The sequence below is a fragment of the Bacillota bacterium genome, assembly GCA_013177945.1.
Lineage (GTDB): Bacteria > Bacillota > DSM-12270 > Thermacetogeniales > Thermacetogeniaceae > Ch130.
This window is the reverse complement of sequence record JABLXW010000001.1, coordinates 271,430-293,347: the sequence shown is the minus strand read 5'-3', so window position 1 is coordinate 293,347 and position 21,918 is coordinate 271,430. Positions and strand designations below refer to the sequence as shown.

Here is a 21,918-nt window from a genome sequence, read left to right as displayed (position 1 = left end):
AGATGAGGGCAGGTGGGGGCCATTGAAAAGGATAACCCGTTTTAAATGGGACGCCTGGAATGTGAACCACATCGCCAGGCACAGAGTGAGACCGGAGGAAGCCGAAGAGGTTTTCTTCAACGAGCCGGTCTTCCGGAGGGGCCGCGGAGGCACCCGCGTAGCTTTGGGCAGGACGGATACTGGGCGGCTACTGACGGTGATATACGCCGACAGGCCGGGCAGTGCGGTGTACGTGGTGACGGCGCGGGATATGGATCGCAAGGAAAGGCGGCTGTACCGCCGGGAAAGGAGGCGCTGAGCGGTGAGGGAAGAAAAGGCAATACCGGAATTCAAGAGCGAGCAGGAGATGGCGGAGTTCTGGGATACCCACAGCGTGGCCGACTACTGGGATCTGCTCGAGCCCGACGAAATCGAGCTTGCGCCCGAGCTGGCCGCGAAGATAAGGGAGCGGTCGAAGACCAAACGCGTGACCCTGCGCCTACGGGTGTCGCAGATTGAGGCGGCGAAGCGGATAGCGAAGGAGAAGGACATACCCTACCAGACGCTCCTGCGGTCCTGGATCGCGGAGGCGATCAGGAGGGAGCAGGAGAAGCGGGCTTAGGCGGAAAAGAAGCAAAGAGAGCCTGGCCGGGAGAGATCCCGGCCTTCGGTTTTTTTGGGAAAGTTACGGAAAGGAGGCGAAGCCGGTGGAGGCAGAACCTGATCCCAAAAAGAGGTTTAAACAAACTCTGGAAAAAATAAACAACCCCGCAAGGCTTGCGGGGCTTGATTTTTCTGGCAGGGGAGACAGGACTCGAACCTGCAACCAACGGATTTGGAGTCCGCTACTCTACCAATTGAGCTACTCCCCTGCAGTTTTACCGTGTATAATTATAGCGTAAAGAAAAAAAGTTGTCAAAGGGGGATTTGGAGATAAATGGTCTTTTTCAAATTTGGAGGGCATAAATAAATTTAAAATTCGGTAACAGAAAGGTGAGCAAAGCAGTGAAAAAGAAACCCGAAAAAGTAGCCGTTTTGCTGGGGGGGCTGTCTTCGGAGCGGGAAGTTTCCTTAAGAACAGGGAAACAGATTGCATCGGCCCTCGTCGAGAAAGGTTATCAGGTCAAAGAAATCGATCCTGCCCACCAGTTAATCGAGGGCCTGCAGGAGTTTAAGCCAGATGTGGTGTTTATTGCTTTACACGGTAAATTTGGAGAGGACGGCACAATCCAGGGGCTGCTTGAACTCCTTGGTTTTCCCTACACTGGTTCCGGTGTTTTAGCCAGCGCCCTTGCAATGAACAAGGTAATGACAAAAAAAATTCTTCTTTCCGAGGGGATAGAAACAGCGCCTTTTTATGTTTTTAAAAGAGACGAACTGGAGTATAAAGAGACGGCCCAAATTGCCAGCGAAATTGCAGAACATCTCAAGCTTCCTGTTGTGGTAAAACCGGCGTGCCAGGGTTCGACGATCGGTGTTTCGGTGGCGAGAAACCAAAAGGAGCTCGAAGATGCCATTGCTTGCGCCCTCCATTTTGATGAACTCTCGTTTGCAGAGCAGTTTATTGAAGGTGTTGAAGTGACGGCATCAGTCCTGGGCACAAAGGAACCACAGGTTTTACCGTTGATTGAAATTGTTTCGAAAACCGGTTTTTATGATTATACGGCAAAATACAGCGCCGGATTAAGCCGCCATATCATTCCGGCCCGGATTAGCCCCGGCGTTGCGGAAAAAGTGGAAGCTGTGGCCTTGAAAGTATACCGCGCACTTAACTGCCGCCATTTTGCCCGGATAGATTTTATGATCAGCAATCACGGGGTTCCGTATGTTTTGGAAGTAAATACGATTCCCGGAATGACGCCAACAAGTCTTTTCCCTGACGCCGCTCAAGCCGCAGGAATCTCTTTTCCAGATCTCGTTTCGCGCCTGGTTGAAGAAGCCTGGTCTTCGAAGTAGAAAGAGCAAGGAGCTTCATGGTGGAAAGGTTTCATCAGTGGTTACGCCTGCTTGTCGGAATTCTCATAATTATCTTAATAGGTGTTCTTGGAATCAAGTTTTTCGAAGAGTACTCTTTCCTGGAGGCCCTGTGGTTTATTATTGTTTCCCTTACAACAACCGGTTATGGAGATTACGTTCCTGTTACGACAGCAGGAAGAGTCTTCATAATGGTCCTCCTCGTTATTGGAATAGGTTTCGTTCTTTATGCCTTCGGTAGCGGGGTGGGAATGATCGTTGAAGGGAAACTGGCGGACGTGTTTGGGAGGCGAGGTATGCTTAAAAGAATTGCTAAGCTGGAAGGCCACATCTTAATTTGCGGTGCAGGAAGGGTGGGACGCCAGGTAATTCAGCGCTTAAAGAAAGAAGATGTTCCCTTTGTGGTTATTGAAAGCGAACCCAGTATTGTTCGCGAACTCCGGGAGCAAGGTATTCTGGTTCTGGAAGGTGATGCCACCGCAGATCATACGCTGCTGGAGGCCGGGATTCAGAAGGCAAGAGGGCTTATTGCGGCTCTTCCTTCTGATGCCGATAATGTTTTCGTTACTTTAACCGGTAAAGAGCTTAACCCAGAAATTGTGATCGTCGCCCGGGCGAACAAGGAAGGGGCGGAAAGCAAGCTCATCAGGGCGGGGGCCGATAAAGTGATCGCGCCCGAAGCAATTGGGGGCAGGCGGATGGCTGCTTCCATTCTGAGGCCGGCTACCGTTGAATTTGTAGAAACCATCATGCACAATCATGGAGCGGAAATTGAAATTGAGGAAATTGCGGTCTCGAGCCGTTCACCTCTGATCGGAAAAACCCTGCGGGATTCTCGCATCAAGGAGCGGACGGGAGCGATGATTATTGCGATTATGCGGGAAGGAGAAATTGTCGGGGTTCCCCGGGCTGATGAAGAAATTAAAACCCATGATCTTTTAATAGCGATCGGAACACGAGGCCAGCTTGCCCTATTGGAAAACTTAGCGGCCGGAACTGAAGAGGTGTAGGAGTTGTTAAACAGCAGGATTCTCAAAAACAAGATTCATTTCATTGATGGGAAAGGTTACAAAGCCTATCAGGAAATTGAAGGAGAATACGATTTCGGAAAGTATCAGCTTTTTATTGATCACGTCCAGGGGGATCCCTTTGCTGCCCCTTCAAAGGTGAGGGTAAGGGTAAATCAAAAACTTGCCCGGTTTCCTTCGGCTTTGTATCAGACAAAAATCAGGCAAATAGCCCTTACCGATTATCTGGCAAGATATTTTGCGCAGGCATGCAGGAAGTTTGGAACAGGATTGCGGGGCACAGGGAACAGCGGGCTTATTGCAATAGATCACGGAAAGCAGGAGATTTTAGAGCGGAGTGCTGTTGTAATTAACCAGGACTTTGTTGAGGCCCGCTTTGTCTGCGGTCTTCCTGCAAGAGGCCGGACGATTTTGGGTCGAGCGGCAGAAGCGATCTTTTTTCAGGCAATTCCCCAAATCGTAGAAGCGAGTCTTTTTTACGCCGCGCTTAATCAAAACGAACTGCATGAATTCATTATCCTGGCGGAGGACCAGGAAGCCATCCGATCGTCCCTGGAGCAGCTTTCTCTTGTAGCTTTCATTGGCAATGGTTCCATTCTCCCGCGCTTCAGCGGCGCCAGCGATGCCCCTCTTAAAGGACCCCGGGTTGTTCCGTTTCAAAGTCCGCCGGATTTAGAAGTTGCTTTCAAAGTACCCAACCACGGCGTAATTAAGGGGATGGGAATTCCCAAGGGTGTAACTTTAATCGTGGGGGGAGGGTACCATGGAAAATCGACTTTACTCCGTGCCATTGAGAGAGGGGTCTACAACCACATTCCGGGGGACGGAAGGGAATGGGTGATTGCAATTAAAGATGCGGTTAAAATTCGAGCCGAAGACGGAAGAAGGGTGGAAAAGGTGGACATCAGCCCTTTTATCAATAATCTTCCCTTTGGGCAGGATACCCGTTGTTTCTCCACGGAAAATGCCAGTGGCAGCACATCGCAGGCTGCCAACATCATCGAAGCGGTGGAGATGGGAGCCCGGCTGTTGCTTATCGATGAGGATACGAGCGCCACTAATTTTATGATCCGGGATATGCGGATGCAGGCTCTTGTCGCGAAAGAAAAGGAGCCGATTACTCCTTTCCTGGACAAGGTCCGCCTTTTGTTGAAGGACCTGGGTGTCTCAACGATTTTGGTTGTGGGGGGTTCAGGGGACTATTTAGATGTTGCCGATACGGTGATCATGATGGACGAATACCGGCCGCGTAATGTTACAGACCGGGCAAAAATGATTACCAGGCAGTACCAGTCAAACAGAAAGCCCGAAGGCGGCGAGCATTTTGGAGAAATCAGGCCCCGCGTTCCCCTTCCGAAGAGCTTCGACCCGCAAAGGGGGCGCAAAATCAAGGTAGCAGCAAAAGGGATGGAAACAGTCCTGTTCGGCCATTACCAGATCGAACTCGATTATGTAGAGCAACTGGTAGATATAAGCCAAACCCGCGCCATTGCCGACATTATTTACTATGCCTGGAAAAAATATTTTGATGGTTTCCGGACGCTTCGCCAGGCACTTGAAGAGGTTGAACGGGATTTGGACAGGCATGGGCTGGACATTATTTCCCCGTTTAAGGGAAAAGCAGGAGATTATGCAAGACCCAGGAAGTATGAGGTTGCAGCAGCAATCAACCGCCTGCGAAGTTTGGAAATTCGATAAGAGAAAGGGATGGGGAAAAGGATAAAATGAAGAAAAAAATTATCTGTTTGGGAGACAGCCTCACCTACGGATACCCCTACGGACCGCGCTTTTCCTGGGTTTATTACGTTGCCCAGAAAACCGGTCTTAATCTTGTTAATGCAGGTGTAAATGGCGATACCCTGGAGGATATGGCGAGAAGATTTGAAAGAGATGTCGCCGCGCGGGAGCCAGCGGCGGTTGTCATTCTGGGGGGAACCAATGATGCTTTTTGCAGAGATATTTCGATTGCAGAAACTCTCTATTACCTGAAGGAAATGCTCCGGCGCGCCCGGGAGAAAGAAATAGAACCGATAATCGGCCTCCCAATTCCTGTGGACGATCCTGTGGCCGGCCCGAAACTTGAGCGCATTTCCCTGTCTTACCGGGAAGTGGCAGGCCGCGCCCAACTTGTAGTTCTGGACTTTGCAACCCCCTTTTTTGTCGATCCTGTGTCAAAGTCTCTCCGTCAGGAACTTTATCTTGATTGTGTTCACCCGAATCAAAAGGGATACGAAGTCATGGGGGAAACGGCACTGGTCTTTTTTAGCTCCTGGATCTCTAAAAAGTAGATGATTCAACTTGGTCCGGGTGATTCTTTTTTCCAGAGATAGTCGGGATTGAAGTTTTTCAAGGCCGTCAAGAGGCGGTCTCGTACACCGGGAAATTTTTGCTCCAGATAGTTCAGAAGTTCCTTCATTTCCTCCCGCTTCGTCTGGTGATTTGCGGGGCAGGGGTTTTTGGCAACAGGAAGTTTAAAAGTCGCGGCAAAGTTTTGGATTGTTTTTTCGCGGACATAAATAAGAGGTCTGATCAGGGTTAGTTTGCTGCGGGATAAAAAACTTAAAGGCTGAAAAGTTTTAATCCTGCGCTCGTAAAAGAGACATAAGAAAAATGTCTCTAAAGCATCGTCCAGGTGATGGGCCAGGGCTACTTTGTTATACCCTAATTGATGTGCTGCATTATGCAGGGCGCCGTTGCGCATTTTACTGCAGAGTGAACAGGGATTAGTTTCTTTGCGGTAATCGAACACAATCGGGCCGATCAGGGTATGAATACAGGACCAGGTGATTCCATTCTCACGGCAGAAGTCCCGGATTGGGTTAAGGGAGGTGCCGAACCCGAGATCCACGGTAAAAGCAGATATTTCAAATTTGACCGGTGAGAAAGACTTGATTTCGTTTAATACATAGAGAAGAGTAAGGCTGTCCTTGCCGCCGGAGACTCCGACAGCAATTTTATCTCCTTCCTGGATCATCTGGTAGTCGTTGATTGCTTCTCCGACCGGGCGCCAGAGGGAATCATGAAAAGGTCTCTTAGGCAAGTTGATCACCCTTTATAATTATACAGATTACAGAAGAGAAATCCAGCGTGTGCATATTTATACGTTAGTGCATAATTAAACGCAAAATCGCAAGATAGTGAATCTTTATACACTCAACCCATAATTATGAAATTTGTGCATGATTATTCAAACTGTTTTAGGACTTTTTTTGAGAATAATTAGTATAAATTAAGTCCTGTGCAGCGGAGGTTCAAAGCAGGCATTGTGGGATCCCTCTGATTTTTATCCCGTATCCTTGTGTAAATTATGGACAGCGAAGAACAGGGAGATTATAATGCTCTAAGAGGGGATAAGAGGTGTTTAACATTGTTCTTTATGAACCGGAGATACCACAGAATACCGGAAATATTGCCCGCCTTTGTGCGGCAACGGGCTGTTGCCTTCATTTAATAGAACCTCTTGGTTTTTCTCTCCAAAATCGCTACCTCAAACGGGCCGGTTTAGATTACTGGCATCTTGTAAGGGTTTACTGCTATTCATCCTTTCAAGAGTTTAAGTCAAAATTTCCCTCGGCAAGATTTTTTTATATTACCACTAAGGGAAAGTTTTTTTATCATAATGTTGAGTATAAAGAAGGTGATTTCTTTATTTTCGGAAAAGAAACAACGGGCTTACCGGAGGATTTAATCGCTGAAAATCTGGATTTTTGTTTGCGCATCCCGATGGTAAAAGAGGCGCGCTGCTTGAATCTATCGAATTCTGTGGCAATAATTATCTATGAGGCGCTTCGTCAACAAAAGTTTAAGGGATTAAGCTAAAATTAAGGAGTGGGGGGTATATTTTGGTAAATAAAGGGGAATTAACACGAAGTTTCTGGGAGGAACTGCTGCACTTGTATGATGAGTTTATTCAGCTAGGAAAAACTGACCGGCGTACGATAGAGTTGTTGGAAAAAGCAGATTTGTTAAGAGAGGGAACACGGATCGGTCAGGAGATCATCGCTTCTTTTCCACACTTAGACTTTCAGGTGGTTGATGCTTTGGTAAAACAGGGGATCAGGGAAAGGATTTTGAAGGAATTAAGAGAGGCTCCTGAATGAAGCCTCTCCTGTTTTTTTGCAGAAGCTCAAAAGAGTGATAGGAAACCGAACCAAAAAGGTTACGATTTCCTACCCCTGGAATTATGGTGGCATTTCATATTCTAACAAATAACTACAGCTTTTGCAACAGTTCGACAGCAAATGTCGAAAGTTAACTGATAAATAGCGAGCTTTCGAAATCTTTCCCACGGCTGCCCGCAACAACAAAGCGGCCTGGTTGCAAAATGAAAAGGGGCAAGGGGCCTCTTGAATTTCTTATAGCTATATGCTAATATTGGAATGAAGTTATTTAGAACGTTCCAGGAACCTTAAACAAAGAGATGATTGGGGAGGAATACAAAAAATGCCGGAAAAGGTGACAACCAGACTCTCTCTTCTCGACCGCTTTCTGACGCTGTGGATCTTCCTTGCCATGGCCGCGGGTGTAGGGGGTGGCTACCTCTTCCCGGGGATCGCCAACTGGCTGAACAAATTCCAGATCGGGACAACCTCCATACCCATCGCCATCGGGCTGATCGTTATGATGTACCCCCCGCTGGCGAAGGTGAAGTACGAGGAGATCGGGAAGGTCTTTAAGGACTTCAAGGTCTTAAGCCTTTCCCTTTTCCTCAACTGGATCCTCGGGCCCATCTTAATGTTCGTCCTCGCCATTGTTTTCTTGCGCCACTACCCTGACTACATGGTAGGCCTGATCTTGATCGGCCTCGCGCGCTGCATTGCGATGGTGATCGTCTGGAACAGCCTGGCGCAAGGTGATTCAGAATATGCCGCTGCTCTTGTAGCCTTCAACTCCCTCTTCCAGGTTTTCTTCTACTCGGTCTACGCCTACCTCTTTATTACTCTCATCCCCCAGTGGCTCCACCTTTTCCAGAAGGTAGCCGTGATCCACGTATCCATGGCCGAGGTTGCCAAGAGCGTCGCCATCTATCTGGGAATACCGTTCCTTGCTGGAGTCGTGACGCGGTTCAGCCTCATTCCGGTGAAGGGCAAGGAATGGTACGAGAACCGCTTCATCCCAAAGATCAGCCCGGTGGCGCTGATCGCCTTGCTCTACACCATCGTGATTATGTTCTCCTTGAAGGGCAAGTACATCGTCACCCTACCCCTCGATGTCGTGAGGATCGCCATTCCCCTCCTTTGCTACTTCGTGCTCATGTTCCTCTTCTCGTTCTTCATAAGCTGGAGGCTCGGTGTCAGCTACCCCCAGACCGCCTCGCTTTCCTTTACTGCAGCAAGCAACAACTTTGAGCTGGCGATTGCCGTAGCTGTGGCGGTCTTCGGGATCCACTCGGGCCAGGCCTTTGCCGCCGTCATTGGTCCCCTTATTGAAGTGCCGGTGATGATCAGTCTCGTCAATGTCGCGCTCGGCTTTTCTCGGAAGTGCTTCACACCCGAAGGGGAGGCAATATAAATATGAGGAACTGCAAGACGTGCGCCCTCGGCAAAACTGCCAAGCCTGAAGGAGCGGTCTACTGCCACAAGTTCGAGCGCCTGATCCCGCCCGCGGACACCGGGCGAGATTGGGGGTGCCGCTACTTCACGGAGGCCGTTCCCGGTGAGGACTGCGGGCCCCAGCAGTACCTGCTCTTGAAAGAGTCCGAACTCGCCGATAAGAAGTGAAGGCTCCCCTAAACGTCCCGTGGGGACGGAGCCTCCTGAACTGAGAAAGACTGGCTTCGTTTGGTCTAGAATAGGCAAGCCAAGGGTTTTGCCTGACACTTTTATTCCTTTATGCTTAAATTGGCATAAAAGGAGGTGAAGAGCATGCCGCACGAACTCTATACTTTCCGGGCACAAGTCATCAGAGCCCTTGCCCACCCCATCCGGCTCCAGATCATCGACCTCCTCAGCCCTGATGAAGAAAGGTGCGTCTGCGAGCTCGTAGAGGCTCTGGGGTGCGACCAGCCTACGGTCTCGAAGCACCTCGGAGTTCTCAAAAGCGCCGGGCTTGTGACTGCGCGGAAAGAAGGCACGAAAACCTTTTACCGCATCCGGACGCCCTGTGTCAAAGAGTTTCTCGGTTGCATCGACCGCGTCCTGAAAGAAGACCTCAAGGCGAGAAACAAGGAACTCGCAGGAATCGAGACCCTCTAAACTGGCTTAAGAAGGGAAGGAAAAAAAGTGAAAGAGCGCGACAAGTTCTTCTTGTTGCTCATCGCTTTCTTGTGTGCCTACTTTATCCCGTTCGGCCACCCGCGGGTGGGCCAGGCGATCCTCGAAGCCTTCTACATGCTTCAGGATTACGCCCAGAAGCACGTGCTCTTCTGCCTTGTCCCCGCCCTCTTCATTGCGGGAGCGATCTCCCACTTTGTTTCCCAGCAGGCGGTTTTGAAGTACTTCGGGGGCGGCGCCAGGCAGTGGGTGGCCTACCTTGTGGGTTCGGTTTCCGGGGCGATCCTTGCCGTCTGCTCGTGTACGGTGCTTCCCCTGTTCGGGGGCATCTACAGGCGCGGTGCGGGATTGGGACCGGCCATCGCCTTTCTTTACTCCGGCCCTGCCATCAACATCCTCGCCATCGTGCTCACGGCGCGCGTTCTGGGGTGGGAGCTGGGCCTCGCCAGGGCAATCGGAGCGGTAGTCTTTGCCCTGGTCATTGGAGTCCTCATGGCCCTCTTCTTCAGGGGGGAAGAGCGTGAAAGGATCGCCCAGGCCCGGAAGATCGTGGCGGAGATGCCCGCAGAGAAGCGGAGTCCCCTCCAGACGCTGCTCTACTTCCTTGACCTTGTCCTCATCCTCGTCTTCGCTGCCTGGGGGAAGCCGGCCCAACAAGCAGGCTTCTGGTACGCCGTCTATGAGGTCAAGTGGCACCTTGTAGTGCTCCTGCTTGTTTTGCTCTTCCTCATGCTCTGGCGCTGGTTCGAAAAAGAAGAGCTTTGCTCCTGGGCGGATGCCACCTGGTTCTTCACAAAGCAGATCATTCCCCTGCTCTTCGGCGGGGTGCTGGTGGCAGGTTTCCTCATGGGAAGGCCGGGGCTTGACACCGGAATCATCCCCGCCCGCTACATCTCCCAGGTCGTGGGCGGAAATTCCCTTCTCGCAAACTTTGTCGCGGCGATCGTAGGGGCCTTCATGTACTTCGCTACTCTCACCGAAGTTCCCATCCTCCAGGGGCTGCTGGGGTCTGGAATGGGCAAGGGGCCGGCGCTCGCCCTGCTCCTCGCAGGACCTGCTCTCAGCCTGCCGAACATGCTCGTGATCATCAGGCTCATCGGGGCCAAAAAAGGGTTAACCTTTATTGCTCTTGTCGTCGTCATGGCCACCTTTACGGGTTGGCTCTTCGGAGCATTTTGCTAGGTTGCCCCAAACTGTTAAATCTCAGAAAGGATGGTTTCTATGGAGATCAAGATCTTGGGAACCGGCTGCGCCAAGTGCAAGAGGCTCGAGGAACTCACGCGGGAAGCGCTCGACGAGCTTGGAATCGAGGCTGCGATCAGCAAGGTCACGGACATCAACAAGATCATGGATTACGACATCATGATGACACCAGGGCTCGTGGTAGACGAAGAGGTGAAGTGCTTCGGCCGCGTGCCGAGCAAAGAAGAGATCAAGAAGTGGCTTCAAAGCTCAAAGTAAGGGGGTGAGAGGATGGAAGGAACAAGGGAAGAGTGCCTCTGCGCTGGAGGAAATGTGCTTGTCTTCGCCTGCTCGGGTGGCTCCAATGTCGGTCAGATCTCCAACCAGGCGGCAATAGCCCTGGAAGAGGCCGGCCTCGGGAGGTTCTTCTGCCTTGCGGGGATCGGGGGGAACCTCCCGGACATGGTGGAACCGGCGCGGGAAGCAGAGAAGAGAATCCTCATCGACGGGTGTCCAGTCTCCTGCGGCAAAGCCACCTTCGCGCGCGCCGGGCTCAAGGCAGACTGCTACGTAGTCGTCACTCAACTCGGGATCAAGAAGAGGCACGAGTTCGCCTTTGCCGACGAAGAAGTAGAGAAAGTCGTCGCCGAGGTAAAGGAAATCCTGTCTAAGACTGAATAATCTTGAAAGGGGTGCTTGTTCCAATGAGTGAAGGGTGCTGCTGCACCCAGCCGTCATTCAACTACATCGTGGCCTGTTCTGGAGCATGCTCGAACCTCGGACAGCTCAGCTCCAGAATGCTCCTAAAATTAGCTCGAGAGGGCCGCGGAAAACCTTTTTGCCTGGCGGGGCTGGGAGCTCATTTGCCCGGGTTTCTCGAACGCGCAAGCAGGGGGAGTTTCCTCGCGATAGACGGTTGTCCCCAGCAATGCGCAGCAAAGACACTAGAACACGCAGGTTTCAAGCCTGCACGAGCAGTCGTCATCTCCAATCTAGGAGTAGAAAAGTCGAGCGAGCTTGAGCCCCCCTCCGAGGAAGTCGAAAAGGTCTTTCAAAAAGTAAAAGAAGAGCTTGAAAGGAGGAACGCGTGAATGGAGAGGAAAGAACTCGAACAGCGCCGTCAAATGGTTGTGCAGACCCATACCCAGTTCTATAAACTCATTCTCGCTCTCGGGGACGAGTTCGGGCTCGGCAAAGTGCTCAATGTCGTGGCCAAGTGGCGGTTCGGCGAAGGCAAGGGAGTCGGCGCCAGGCTCAAAGAAGAACTCGACGTTACCGGTGATTCCCCCGAGGACTTCATCAGGATTTGGCAGGAACACGGGAAAATGGTAGGCATAGAGTGTGAGGTCTTTAAAGATGCAGATGGGAACATCGTATTCCGCCACGCGGGTTTCTGCCCTTGCCTCGCTGCCATCGGCAAGGCCAAGGCCCCCTGGGAACTCATCTGCCCGAACTGGGGCTGGCCGTACATTGAAGGCATGCTCTACGCCGTCAACCCTGACCTCAAGCTCATCCCTCCTTCAGAGCTTAGGTGGCGCGCCAAGGGCGACAAGTTCTGCGACCACAAGCTGGTAGTGGCCGGGGAGTAGGCTCCCTGAAGTGGCGAAAGGGGGAGAAGCAAGGTTGATCAAGGAATATAAAATCGATGTTGACTACCTCGCCTGCCACGTCGGGACCGATCTCGTGCGGGCCAAGATCGCCGTTGACACCGACCTCTCGGAACTCCTCCCCTACCTCAACGCTGTTGCCGAAAAAGCCAAGTTCCTCCCAAAGTTCAACTGGATCCGGTTCGTCTTCCGCGGCTACCCGCCAAGACCCAACGGCTTCTGGGAGGTAGCTATAAAAGAGTGCAAGATCTCCGTGAAAACCTTTCCCGATAAAGACGAGGCAGCCCAGATCTGCAAAGAACTGATTGCTTACCTGAATAAAGTGGCGCAGGAGAAGGACACGATCTCTCCCAGCTACAGAGAGTGGCATCCTCCAAAGGCGATCGAACTCTTCAAGCACCTGCCGAAAACAAACTGCCGCAAGTGCGGGGAAGCAACGTGCATGGCTTTTGCCACGAAGCTCGTGCTAAGTAGAACTCGACTCCTGTCCAGAGATAAAGCCAGACTCCGAAGCGTGCAAAGCCTTGAAAAGGATGCTGGATTAAAGGTGGCTTGGTTATGAAGAAGAGATCACCGAGCTTCTGGGCAAAGGCTATTCCGCCAGCACCAGCTACTGAGTGGATCGCGTGCTCTTGACAAGAGAGAACTAAAGAATTAATATCTATTTTAATGAAAGTATTTGGGCGTGTAGCTCAGTTGGGAGAGCACCTGACTCGCATTCAGGAGGTCACGGGTTCGAGTCCCGTCACGTCCACCAAGAAAATCAAGCCTTTCCAGGTCTTGGCATAAAGAGTTAGAGGGTCGGTTGACATCAACTTATCAACTTGACATCAACCGACCCTCAGAGTCCTATCTTTCAGGGCTCTTCTTTAAGAGGAAGGGCTTTTTGTTTTCACTTTAGGATGATGTTCAACTTCTCTGTAGCACGCCCCTTCAAGACCGGCATTGGAAGGTTGTAGAATATCTGCGACAGGCGGAGGGTTTGGAGAAGCCATTAGCTAAAGATGGTGGAGGAGTTGCGGGAAGAAATTGTAAAATCAAGGGAAACTGCATAGAATTGCCTCAAGCAGCCGTAAGAAGAGAAAAGATTCAGGTGAATAACAGGGTTTTTACAGTTAGGAGTAGGTGGCAACCTGTGGCTACCAGGACAGCATCCTTTGGGACACCTAAGAGAGAGGGTCACGACTCTTCAATCTTTTATTCAAGAAGCCTTTATCAGGTAGATTTCGAGTCCCTGCACCGCTTCCTGATCGAAACCTGTACAACCCAGGATCCTGGTCATCAAAGGATTAAAAACCCTCCCAGGCCCCTGAAAGCATGGGTCGACCGCATTTACTGCCACACTTCTGAAGATATGCATCATATTCCGGACGCGAGCGTGGCCCTGGCCTTTACATCACCTCCCTATAATTCCGGAAAGGATTACGACCGCGATCTTGAAGCTACAGAATATTTTGGGTTGATTGCCCGGGTAGGAGCGGAGGTCTTCCGGGTTCTCAAGCCAGGGGGAAGATATGTAATCAACATTGCCAATCTCGGGCGCAAGCCCTATATTCCGATGCATGCTTACTTCTACCTGATACACATGAACATCGGCTTCCTCCCTGCCGGAGAAGTAATCTGGCAGAAGGGGAAAGGCGCCAACGGCTCCTGCGCCTGGGGAAGCTGGCTTTCCGCCAGGTCGCCGCGCTTAAGAGATATCCACGAATACCTTCTGGTCTTTGTCAAAGAAAGGTTTGACCGTCCGGACAAGGGAGAATCTGATATTACCCGGGACGAGTTTATGTCCTCTACTCTCTCCGTGTGGGAAGTCCAGCCGGAATCTGCAAAAAAGGTGGGGCACCCGGCACCCTTTCCTGTGGAACTGGCGTGCAGGGTAATCAAGCTGTATTCCTACGTGGGGGATGTTGTCCTTGACCCTTTCGCTGGCTCCGGGACGACCTGTGTCGCTGCCAAAAAACTTCACAGACACTGGGTTGGATATGATATTGTGCCTGAATACTGCACTCTGGCCGAAGAACGCATCCAAATGGAAGGAGCACCGGAAAGTGCCGGGCACCAAGACTGAATGCACCGAACTGGCAGTTGCCTTTGGAATCTTGGAACGGGACCCGCTTGATGTAAGTACCGAAGAACTGCCGCTGCTCTTCGAAGCTCTTCGAAAAGACTCTTTCGCCTGAAAAGTTTCAGGGTAGGAAGCAGGGGTGGTTCACTTTATCAGGAGTATTAAAAAACTGAGAGTGAAAAAAGCCAGAGCTTTTAGGCGCACGAATTTCTGGGGGAGGAAAGAGGAACCATGCAAGTAGGGGCCGGAAAGCTGCCCCGGGAAGCTGAAGCCGCGGAGAAATTGGTGGAGTACCTCCGAACGGAACGGAGAGTGCTGGGGATCGATGAGGCGCTCGGTGGGTTTGCCCCAATGGAGGAGGAGTTCTCAAAGATCATTGCCCGGGAAGAATTTCTGGAGTGTCGGAAGAGTGGAGTTCGGTGAGGGATCAATTCGCCGGTTCTTTTCGATTTTTTAGTTCCAGCACGGATTTACTTTTGCAGGGCAAGGGATGCGCCGAGACTGTGCGTCTAAAAAAGTGATCAAAAAAGGGGAGCAGAAAGGTTGCGTCTTGAAGAGATTTCGGAATATGGGTTGGTCCAGCGGATTATACAGCAGTTCGGTACCACAGGTGACGGAATTGTCGTGGGAATTGGGGATGATGCAGCAGTTCTTTCGCTCGATCCCGCCAGAGAACTGGTCGCAACCTGTGATATGCTCCTGGAAGGAGCCCATTTTGATCTGCGCTGGATTACCCCGCGCCAGTTGGGGTGGAAGGCTTTAGCTGTTAATTTAAGTGATATTGCGGCAATGGGGGCCGAACCCCGTTTTAGCCTGGTTTCTCTGGGCCTTCCCCCCCAAACCGAAGTTAATTTTTTTGAGGAATTTTTTCAGGGCTTCAGAACCTTAGGTGATAGATTCAGAACTCTTTTATGCGGCGGAGATATTGTGAGTTCCCCCCTTGGGCTTGTAGTTAATGTAACGGTTTTAGGCCAGATTGAAAAACCAAATGTGCTTACCAGGAGCGGGGCAAAGCCCGGGGATCTCCTTGCCGTAACCGGTTACCCGGGGAGTTCTGCGGCCGGACTTGCACTCTTGATGAATAACTGTCTTGGCAAACTTCCGGCTGATGTGGAAGGAGAACTGCTTCGAGCACACTTGGAGCCGTATCCGCGCGTTCAAGAGGGGCGGTTTTTGGCTCTCGAACGTGTGGCAAGTGCCCTGAACGATGTCAGTGATGGCCTTGCCCGGGAGGTTAGGGAAATTGCCGAGGCGAGTGGAGTTGGTGCGGTTATTTACGCGGAGAAGCTCCCGTTAAGTGGAGCTGTAAAAATTGCCGGAGCATATTTAAACCGGGATCCGGTTTTCTGGGCGCTGGATGGAGGGGAGGATTACGAGCTGGTTTTTACTCTGGCTCCAGAAAATCTGGTAAAATTGGAAGAACTGCGAAAAATGGGAACTCCGGTTGCTGTTATTGGCGAGATCACAGACGCGAGAAATGCTCTTTATCTAGAACTTTCCGGGGAGCGCATTAACCTGGAACATTTTGGGTATGATCATTTTCGAAAAAAGAGTTGACAAGAAATTAACATGGTTATTATAATCTAAGTAGTAATTATTACTGAGGAGGCTGAAGGATGGCGGTCTGGCAATGTCAGGACTGTGGCTGGGAAAAAGAGACCAGATGTAAACCCCGTAAGTGTGCTAATTGCGGAGGAAAAAACATCGATAAAAAGGAATAATATTATAATTTTTGCATGGCCGTGGCAGTTTTTTCTTGACTGCCATTTTTTATTTTTTATATTGATTTTCACTTCAAACGTGATGTATCCTAAGGTAAGGATTTAATCAACGGGTTTTTAGGAGGAATGAAATGACTCAATTGATCAGTTTAGATCGAGCCCTGCAGTTAGAGCAAAAAGAAATTCGCTCTTTGTACAGGCAGTATTTAAATCCTGGTTTCGCGACTATGCTGGGCTTACTAAATTTTGATAAAAAATTTGTCCGCGCCGAGGATGTTTATGTTTGGGATGAGGCAGGGAAGTGTTATTTGGACTTTCTGGGTGGTTACGGGTCCCTGAATTTTGGACATAACCACCCTCGAATTAATGCTGCCCTTCAGCAGGTTTCGAATTTGCCCAACTTACTTCAAGCATCTCTTGGTATATTAAGCGCGGTTTTGGCTCATAATCTTGCTCAAGTAACACCTGGAAATCTTATTCGCTCCTTTTTTTGTAACAGTGGTGCAGAAGCTGTCGAAGGGGCACTCAAGTTGGCAAGGGCGGCTACAAAAAAGAAGAAGATCATTTACTGTGAAGGCTCATTTCACGGAAAAACCCTGGGCGCTCTTTCTGTAACCGGAAGAAGTAAATACCAGGCGCCTTTTCAGCCTCTTCTTCCTGGCTGCGAACCGGTTCCCTTTGGCGATTTAGCTGCCCTGGAGGCAAAGCTTAAGGATGGGGATGTGGCCGCTTTTATTCTCGAACCCATCCAGGGGGAGGGAGGGGTTCGCGTTCCACCTCAAGGTTACATGAGTGAAGTCCGCCAGCTTTGTAAAGAATATGATTCTCTTTTAATTGTAGATGAGATTCAAACCGGATTGGGGCGGACGGGTACAATCTTTGCATGTGAACTGGAAGGGGTAGTTCCGGATATATTGTGTACGGGAAAGTCTTTAGGTGGAGGGGTCATGCCTCTTGCAGCTTTTACAACAACTGAAGCTATTTGGGAACAAGCCTATGGAAGCCTTGAAAAGTGCCTTCTCCATACCTCCACTTTTGGGGGAAATACGCGGGCTATGGCTGCAGGGATTGCTGCTTTACAGATATTGGTAGAGGAAGATCTTGCTGCGCATGCATATGAAAAAGGGGTATATTTTCTGCAGAAACTCCGGCATCTTCAGGAAAAGTATCCCTCTTTTATCAAAGAAGTCAGAGGGAGAGGACTCTTGGTAGGAGTTGAGTTCAACCAGCTTGCCCAGGGTATATGGGATAAAATTACAGGTGGAAAACTGAATAAACTGGCCGAGGAATACCTCGCAGCTTTGGTTGCGGCAGAGTTGCTGAACAAGTATCAGATTATTACCGCTTATACCTTAAACAACCCGAATGTAATTCGTTTTGAGCCGCCCCTGACCGTTTCCCGGCAGCACCTGGATCGGGTGCTTGGTGCGCTGGAGGAGATTTTTAAAACATACCAGAGCATCTGGAGGTTTGTCCTTGCAAGTAGCAAGTATTTATTTTTTGCTGCCAGACCCTCTTCGTAGGGTAATACCGTTTTAAAGGAGGGAACCACATTGTGGAGATATGAGGAAATCTGTCAGGATTTTTTAGATGCAGCGGAAAACGCAGGGCTTTTTGTGTGCGAGGTGCATCACATCATGGACGTGATTACTTGCGATCGGGAGTTTCGCTGCACCTGCACCATTGACGAAAGCGAGCCTCCATACCGGATTTGGGCCGAAGTAGGCTTTACATGGAATACGCTTCTCACTGCAGAATCGATTTATGGAGACAATTGCCCGCTCTGCAAAAAGTACCCCTTAACACCTCCTTTTGAACGGGAACCTTCGGATTCTTTTATCGAGTTGGAGGTCAGGATCTGTTTTGAAACCGTTAAGTTTGAAGAGGCTGGAACCCTGGCACGCCAGATCCAAAATCTGATCGGCAAATTAATTACCCACAACCAACCTCAAATCAAATTTGAGGTTTCGGTTCTCCCGGAGGGAAAGGTAGTTGTTCATGATTCCTATATCTACTACCTGTGGTTGATCAATATCAAGGACGAAAAAATCGAATTTTTACCTATTTGCGAGGAGATCAGATTGATTCTCGACGCTTTAGTTAACTCTTCCTTGTTTGGATAATTTGGCTTTTAAAAGTGCTCCCCCGGCGGGGAAGAGGGGGAGAAAGAAGGAAAGAGCCAAAGTCATAAGGTAATAAAGAGGGATTTCCCAAAGCTGGATCCTGGGTAAAAAGGGAAAGAGAGGGGCAAAAGGAGCCTGCCAGATTTGGATAAAAAAGTCCAGGGCTTCGGGGATGAGGAATTTCCCGGCTTTCCCCAAAAGGATGATGACTGCGCAGATGATACCGGGGAACTGGCTTAAATATCCGGCCAGCAGGACCGCGGGAACCGTTTTTTTTAATTCGAGGAAAAATCCAAATCCTGACAAAAAAAGAACGGCCGGGTAAATTAACGGCAATGTTAAAGATAAAAGGGAATTTTCGAGAAAAAGCGGAGCCAGAAAAATAAAAGTGAAATGAACCAGAAAAAGAAGAAGCGCAAGCTTCTGTAATGAGTTCAATTTTGGCAAGTGAATCACCGCGCCCGGGAGTAGGCAACAACTTGTGTATGGGGGCTGTACCAGAAAGCGTCAGGAACAATCCAGTAGCCGTTGAAAGCATCCAGGTTGATGCCCTGTTTCAGGTAAGCGCACCAGATCAGTTTTGTGCAGTACCAGAGTCCGTTTTCTGATTTAGGTGTGAGGATAAAAAAGGGGCTTCCCACCTGGCTGTTGATATAGCTGATGACCGCCCTCTTTTTTTCTGGATTTGCCTTGACGCGGAGGATTGCGGCCCAGTCGTATTGATGATATGTCTCCGCTTCCGTGATATAAACACCGGTGCTGATATACATGTCCACCACTTTATTATCTCCAATGTAGAGACCGGCATGAGTAAAGTGCCCGTAAGAACCTCCGGCATTTCCGCCCAGGAGAATATCTCCGGGTTGGAGTAATGTCAGGTCAAGCTGGTTGGGTGTTCCTCCGAATTTTCCCGTTCCCAGGTTTCCCCTGCCGGCTGAAGCAAGAAGTTGAACCCAGAGGGGAGGGTGCTTTGCCTCCTTTTGGTACAGGCCTTCTATATAAATCATAACTCTCAGAAACGAATAAAAAATGAGGACTCCGACAGGAACAATGAGGGCCGGGTTGCGGCGCAAGATTTTTCGCTCCCATTTATTTTAGTTTTTCTTAAGAAAAATTTTAGGAAAGAGGGAGAAGCTGCATGATCTATTTTCTTACGGTTTTAACAGGTCTAGTCGCGGGATGGCTCAGTGCGTTGTTGGGAATCGGGGGCGGTGTGGTTTTAATTCCAATTCTGGTTTACTTTTTTCATTTGCCCATTCACCAGGCGGTCGGAACTTCCCTCGCGGTGATTCTTCCTACTGCTCTGGTAGGAGCTTATCAACACCACCGCCTGGGGCATGTAAACCTTGAAGTCGCGATTTTAATTGCTTTAGGCGCGGTATGCGGCGCTTATGCAGGTGCCTTGACAAGTTCAATTTTGCCGGGGACATTGCTCCGGAAGCTTTTTGCCCTGGTTCTGCTGGGAACAGCAATTCACCTGTGGCTAAATAGTTGACATAATTATTATTATAAGAAGTTAAACGAACAGACGTTTTTGGATCAGGTTAATGTTTATGATATAATTATATAAAATTATATAAAAAAATCGGGTCAATCTCTTTAACGGAGGTTAAAATAATGGTAAAAGACCTCAGTACGCGGCAAATGGCTATTTTGAATTTCATCCAGGAGACCATCGACAGACGTGGCTATCCCCCTTCGGTGCGGGAGATTGGAGAAGCAGTTGGGCTTAAATCGAGTTCCACGGTTCATGCCCATCTTGTTAATCTTCAAAAGAAAGGTTACATCAAAAGGGTTCCCACAAAGCCCAGAGCAATTGAATTAACAGGAGACAATACCTCGGTTGTTCGCATTCCGATTGTCGGTAGGGTTGCTGCCGGAGAACCGATTTTAGCTGTCGAAAATATTGAAGATACCTTCCCGCTGCCTGCTAATTTTTTGAAAACAACAAACAATGTCTTTATGCTACGGGTCCGCGGTGACAGCATGATTAACGCCGGGATTTACGATGGTGACTTCGTAATCGTTCGCCAGCAGAACACCGCCGATAATGGAGATATTGTAGTGGCACTGTTGGGTGAAGAGGCAACCGTAAAGCGCTTTTTTAAGGAAAAAGGTGGAGTCCGCCTCCAGCCTGAAAATGATGCTCTTGAGCCGATTATTAGTAAGGATGTTGCCGTTTTAGGAAAAGTGATTGGAGTTCTGCGGAAATTAGAGTAATTAAAAGATTACGTAAAGAAATGTTATCACCATAAAGAGCGCGATTATAAACCTGAGGATACTTCCACCTAAAAATCCTACGAGTGTACCAATTCCCACGCGCAAGGATTCGCGTAACGGGCGTTGGGAAATGATGATTTCTGCAATTACAGCACCTGTGAGGGGCCCCAGGAGAATTCCCAGGAGAGGATTAATGAGAACACCCAGAAGCCCTCCCAGGAGCGCGCCCCATACCCCTGCCCTGCTTGCCCCATACCTTTTTGCGCCAACCCAACCTGCCAGATTATCAATAAAAAAGGATAAGACCGTAATGATCAGCATTGCAATGAGAAAAATTGAATTAATCCGCTCAAATCCTTCAAAGAAACCGTAAACGAGAAAGGTTCCGAAGATCAGAGGAATTCCCGGCAAAAAAGGAAAGATTGACATAATTACTCCTATCCCCAGGATAATGATGGTAATGGCCAGGAGCACATTGTCGATTTGTTCATCCCTCCTGTTTTTAATTCTGGAGACAGGCCAGTCCTTCGTTTACCAGCTCCTGGGCGGCTTTAAGAAGTCCAAACAGGATGTGAACGTAAGAGAGCCCGCCCTGGACATAAACAATGTAGGGGGGGCGCAGCGGCGCGTCTGCCGATAGTTCTAAGGATGCTCCCTGAATAAAGGTTCCTGCAGCCATAATAATCGGGTCCTGATAACCGGGCAAGAGGCTGGACACCGGTACCGCGCGGGAATCTATTGGGGAAGCCGCCTGAATACCCCGGCAAAATGCTTTGACTCCTTCGGGGGAATTAAGTTTTAAAGCCTGTACGAGGTCGGAGCGAGGTGAACCCGGCAGAGGTGATGTTTCAAAGCCCAGCAGGGTAAAAAAATGAGAGGCAAAGATTGCCCCTTTCAGTGCCTCGCCCACGATTTGGGGAGCCATGAAGAGGCCCTGGTAAAAAAGACGGCCCAATCCCAGGTTGGTGCCGATTTTATTTCCCAGGCCTGGTGCAATTAATCTGTCTGCGGCATCACCAATTAATTCCCTTTTTCCAACAAGGTATCCTCCTGATGGAGCCAGCCCCCCTCCCGGGTTTTTGATAAGGGAGCCTGCTGCCAGATCTGCCCCCACATGGGTTGGTTCCCTTGCCTCAACGAACTCCCCGTAACAGTTATCTACAAAGCAGATAAGCTCTTGATTCGCATCTTTTAAAAATTTAATTAAATTGCCGATTTCTTGAACGCTGAGGGACTTTCTCCACGAATAGCCCCGCGAGCGCTGAATGAGTACAACCCTGGTCCTTTCCGTGATTGCTGCTTTAATTTTCTGGTAGTCGGGCAATCCTTCCGGCGTGAGAGGTACCTCCCTGTAATTTATGCCCCGGTCTTTTAAAGAGCCTCGCCGCGCGTAGGGGATTCCAATTACCTGGGCCAGGCTGTCGTAGGGACGGCCTGTTGCAGAGAGGAGTTCATCACCAGGGTTGAGCAGGGATGAGAGGGCAAGGGCAATGGCGTGAGTACCCGAAATAATTTGGGCACGGACCAGGGCGGCTTCGGTGCCAAAAGTTAAGGCATATACTGCTTCAAGCCCTTCCCGGCCAAGATCTCCGTAGCCGTAGCCGGTTCCATCTTTGAGGTGAAATTCCGAAATTCCTGCCTCCTGGAAGGCGGCGAGGACTCTCAGTTGATTTGTTTGAACAACAGGGACGAGTTCCTTAAATTCCGGGGCAGCTGCTTTCTCTGCTTCAATTGCCAGTTCGATTAATTTTGGATGGAAATTGTAATTCAAGCCAAGGTGTTCCCAAAATAGATTCATTTGATTCAC

General features: G+C 49.8%; 29 protein-coding genes and 2 tRNA genes. 26 read left to right on the top strand and 5 right to left on the bottom strand.

All coding sequences use genetic code 11. From position 1 onward, the window contains the following. The first annotated feature begins 22 nt into the window (after positions 1–22). Both HPY58_01555 and HPY58_01550 read left to right on the top strand, forming a co-directional pair. On the top strand, positions 23–298 hold the full coding sequence (locus HPY58_01555; GenBank protein ID NPV28345.1) for a BrnT family toxin: 276 nt from the start codon (positions 23–25) through the stop codon (positions 296–298). 3 nt (positions 299–301) lie between these two features. Next, on the top strand, positions 302–601 hold the full coding sequence (locus tag HPY58_01550; protein ID NPV28344.1) for a hypothetical protein: 300 nt from the start codon (positions 302–304) through the stop codon (positions 599–601). Between the two features lie 174 nt (positions 602–775). On the opposite strand, the gene HPY58_01545 is transcribed toward HPY58_01550, so the two are convergent. Then, a tRNA-Trp gene (locus HPY58_01545) sits at positions 776–851 on the bottom strand. 133 nt (positions 852–984) lie between these two features. Here HPY58_01545 and HPY58_01540 point away from each other — a divergent pair. From HPY58_01540 to HPY58_01525, 4 genes are read left to right on the top strand one after another with little or no spacing between them, the layout of a single operon-like run. Beyond that, positions 985–1,935 (top strand): D-alanine--D-alanine ligase, encoded by a 951-nt coding sequence (locus tag HPY58_01540; protein NPV28343.1) that lies wholly within the window; start codon positions 985–987, stop codon positions 1,933–1,935. A 20-nt stretch (positions 1,936–1,955) separates the two neighbouring features. After that, complete coding sequence (locus HPY58_01535) at positions 1,956–2,963, top strand: potassium channel protein (GenBank protein NPV28342.1); 1,008 nt, start codon at positions 1,956–1,958, stop codon at positions 2,961–2,963. A gap of 3 nt (positions 2,964–2,966) precedes the next feature. Next, on the top strand, positions 2,967–4,679 hold the full coding sequence (locus tag HPY58_01530; protein ID NPV28341.1) for an ABC-ATPase domain-containing protein: 1,713 nt from the start codon (positions 2,967–2,969) through the stop codon (positions 4,677–4,679). A 26-nt stretch (positions 4,680–4,705) separates the two neighbouring features. Then, on the top strand, positions 4,706–5,269 hold the full coding sequence (locus tag HPY58_01525) for a GDSL family lipase (GenBank protein NPV28340.1): 564 nt from the start codon (positions 4,706–4,708) through the stop codon (positions 5,267–5,269). A gap of 5 nt (positions 5,270–5,274) precedes the next feature. Here HPY58_01525 and HPY58_01520 read toward each other — a convergent pair whose 3' ends face one another. Next, positions 5,275–5,955 carry an adenine nucleotide alpha hydrolase family protein gene (locus HPY58_01520; GenBank protein NPV28339.1) on the bottom strand — a complete coding sequence of 227 codons (681 nt, stop codon included), beginning with the start codon at positions 5,953–5,955 and terminating at the stop codon, positions 5,275–5,277. A gap of 383 nt (positions 5,956–6,338) precedes the next feature. Between HPY58_01520 and trmL the strand changes: the two genes are divergently transcribed. The 18 genes from trmL to HPY58_01430 all read left to right on the top strand — a co-directional run bounded on the left by trmL (position 6,339) and on the right by HPY58_01430 (position 17,891). After that, positions 6,339–6,800 (top strand): tRNA (uridine(34)/cytosine(34)/5-carboxymethylaminomethyluridine(34)-2'-O)-methyltransferase TrmL, encoded by a 462-nt coding sequence (trmL, locus tag HPY58_01515; GenBank protein NPV28338.1) that lies wholly within the window; start codon positions 6,339–6,341, stop codon positions 6,798–6,800. Positions 6,801–6,823: 23 nt separating this feature from the next. Then, positions 6,824–7,081 (top strand): hypothetical protein, encoded by a 258-nt coding sequence (locus tag HPY58_01510; GenBank protein NPV28337.1) that lies wholly within the window; start codon positions 6,824–6,826, stop codon positions 7,079–7,081. Between the two features lie 343 nt (positions 7,082–7,424). Next, positions 7,425–8,492: an ACR3 family arsenite efflux transporter gene (gene arsB / locus HPY58_01505; GenBank protein NPV28336.1), complete on the top strand. Its 1,068-nt coding sequence runs from the start codon at positions 7,425–7,427 to the stop codon at positions 8,490–8,492. Between the two features lie 2 nt (positions 8,493–8,494). Beyond that, positions 8,495–8,701: a hypothetical protein gene (locus tag HPY58_01500; protein ID NPV28335.1), complete on the top strand. Its 207-nt coding sequence runs from the start codon at positions 8,495–8,497 to the stop codon at positions 8,699–8,701. 144 nt (positions 8,702–8,845) lie between these two features. Beyond that, a complete protein-coding gene (locus HPY58_01495) occupies positions 8,846–9,175 on the top strand; it encodes a helix-turn-helix transcriptional regulator (GenBank protein NPV28334.1) in 330 nt (109 codons plus the stop codon). Positions 9,176–9,310: 135 nt separating this feature from the next. Next, the gene (locus HPY58_01490) at positions 9,311–10,375 is read left to right on the top strand and encodes a permease (GenBank protein NPV28333.1); all 1,065 of its coding nucleotides are present in this window, start codon (positions 9,311–9,313) and stop codon (positions 10,373–10,375) included. Between the two features lie 39 nt (positions 10,376–10,414). After that, positions 10,415–10,654 (top strand): thioredoxin family protein, encoded by a 240-nt coding sequence (locus HPY58_01485; protein NPV28332.1) that lies wholly within the window; start codon positions 10,415–10,417, stop codon positions 10,652–10,654. Between the two features lie 12 nt (positions 10,655–10,666). Further along, positions 10,667–11,056 (top strand): zinc-binding protein, encoded by a 390-nt coding sequence (locus tag HPY58_01480; protein ID NPV28331.1) that lies wholly within the window; start codon positions 10,667–10,669, stop codon positions 11,054–11,056. Between the two features lie 2 nt (positions 11,057–11,058). Then, positions 11,059–11,466 carry a zinc-binding protein gene (locus HPY58_01475; GenBank protein NPV28330.1) on the top strand — a complete coding sequence of 136 codons (408 nt, stop codon included), beginning with the start codon at positions 11,059–11,061 and terminating at the stop codon, positions 11,464–11,466. Next, the gene (locus tag HPY58_01470; GenBank protein NPV28329.1) at positions 11,467–11,964 is read left to right on the top strand and encodes a hypothetical protein; all 498 of its coding nucleotides are present in this window, start codon (positions 11,467–11,469) and stop codon (positions 11,962–11,964) included. It begins immediately after the preceding gene. A gap of 361 nt (positions 11,965–12,325) precedes the next feature. Further along, the gene (locus HPY58_01465) at positions 12,326–12,544 is read left to right on the top strand and encodes a hypothetical protein (GenBank protein ID NPV28328.1); all 219 of its coding nucleotides are present in this window, start codon (positions 12,326–12,328) and stop codon (positions 12,542–12,544) included. A 119-nt stretch (positions 12,545–12,663) separates the two neighbouring features. Further along, positions 12,664–12,739, top strand: a tRNA-Ala gene (locus HPY58_01460). A 336-nt stretch (positions 12,740–13,075) separates the two neighbouring features. Further along, on the top strand, positions 13,076–14,050 hold the full coding sequence (locus HPY58_01455; GenBank protein ID NPV28327.1) for a site-specific DNA-methyltransferase: 975 nt from the start codon (positions 13,076–13,078) through the stop codon (positions 14,048–14,050). 228 nt (positions 14,051–14,278) lie between these two features. Next, positions 14,279–14,470, top strand: a complete 192-nt coding sequence (locus HPY58_01450; protein NPV28326.1) for a hypothetical protein — start codon at positions 14,279–14,281, stop codon at positions 14,468–14,470. Between the two features lie 120 nt (positions 14,471–14,590). Further along, a complete protein-coding gene (thiL, locus tag HPY58_01445; GenBank protein NPV28325.1) occupies positions 14,591–15,604 on the top strand; it encodes a thiamine-phosphate kinase in 1,014 nt (337 codons plus the stop codon). A 59-nt stretch (positions 15,605–15,663) separates the two neighbouring features. Further along, positions 15,664–15,768, top strand: a complete 105-nt coding sequence (locus tag HPY58_01440; GenBank protein ID NPV28324.1) for a rubredoxin — start codon at positions 15,664–15,666, stop codon at positions 15,766–15,768. A gap of 131 nt (positions 15,769–15,899) precedes the next feature. Continuing rightward, the gene (locus tag HPY58_01435) at positions 15,900–17,291 is read left to right on the top strand and encodes an aspartate aminotransferase family protein (GenBank protein NPV28323.1); all 1,392 of its coding nucleotides are present in this window, start codon (positions 15,900–15,902) and stop codon (positions 17,289–17,291) included. A gap of 30 nt (positions 17,292–17,321) precedes the next feature. Beyond that, positions 17,322–17,891, top strand: coding sequence for a hypothetical protein (locus tag HPY58_01430; GenBank protein NPV28322.1), 570 nt, complete (start codon positions 17,322–17,324; stop codon positions 17,889–17,891). Between the two features lie 452 nt (positions 17,892–18,343). On the opposite strand, the gene HPY58_01425 is transcribed toward HPY58_01430, so the two are convergent. Next, complete coding sequence (locus HPY58_01425) at positions 18,344–18,964, bottom strand: hypothetical protein (GenBank protein NPV28321.1); 621 nt, start codon at positions 18,962–18,964, stop codon at positions 18,344–18,346. Between the two features lie 65 nt (positions 18,965–19,029). On the opposite strand from HPY58_01425, the gene HPY58_01420 reads away from it, so the two are divergent. Both HPY58_01420 and lexA read left to right on the top strand, forming a co-directional pair. Further along, positions 19,030–19,386, top strand: a complete 357-nt coding sequence (locus HPY58_01420) for a sulfite exporter TauE/SafE family protein (GenBank protein ID NPV28320.1) — start codon at positions 19,030–19,032, stop codon at positions 19,384–19,386. Between the two features lie 122 nt (positions 19,387–19,508). Continuing rightward, the gene (lexA, locus tag HPY58_01415; GenBank protein ID NPV28319.1) at positions 19,509–20,111 is read left to right on the top strand and encodes a transcriptional repressor LexA; all 603 of its coding nucleotides are present in this window, start codon (positions 19,509–19,511) and stop codon (positions 20,109–20,111) included. Here the strand turns inward: lexA and HPY58_01410 are convergent, their stop codons facing one another. Both HPY58_01410 and HPY58_01405 read right to left on the bottom strand, forming a co-directional pair. Further along, entirely contained in the window at positions 20,112–20,585 is a 474-nt protein-coding gene (locus tag HPY58_01410; GenBank protein ID NPV28318.1) for a DUF456 domain-containing protein, read from the bottom strand. Positions 20,586–20,613: 28 nt separating this feature from the next. Then, on the bottom strand, positions 20,614–21,909 hold the full coding sequence (locus HPY58_01405) for a hypothetical protein (GenBank protein NPV28317.1): 1,296 nt from the start codon (positions 21,907–21,909) through the stop codon (positions 20,614–20,616). Positions 21,910–21,918: the final 9 nt, after the last annotated feature.